This is a genomic window from Bacillus sp. SIMBA_074, assembly GCF_046534555.1.
In the GTDB taxonomy this organism is placed as follows: Bacteria; Bacillota; Bacilli; order Bacillales; family Bacillaceae_G; genus Bacillus_A; species Bacillus_A mycoides.
In genome coordinates, this window is the sequence record NZ_JAWRYM010001172.1 from 1 (window position 1) to 238 (window position 238).

Here is a 238-nt window from a genome sequence, read left to right on the forward strand (position 1 = left end):
CGACTTACGGCTATGTACCCTGGACCAAAGATCCTGTGGGTGCGTTCAAATCGCTGTTTCTGCCTTCACTCGCCCTCGCGATTCCGGGCATTGCTGTGATTATCCGGTATTTGCGCAACACGCTGCTGGACCAGCTCCGTATGGATTACGTACGAACAGCCAGAAGCAAAGGATTGCGGGAGAAGAGCATCATGTACGGCCATATATTGCGTAACTCTCTGATTCCGGTGCTTACGAT

The 238-nt window shown here is 52.1% G+C and carries 1 protein-coding gene; it reads left to right on the plus strand.

What is annotated here, in order from left to right; translation table 11 throughout:
* A partial coding sequence (locus tag SB773_RS34425) for an ABC transporter permease subunit (protein ID WP_410595017.1) occupies window positions 1-238 on the plus strand: 238 nt, incomplete at both ends.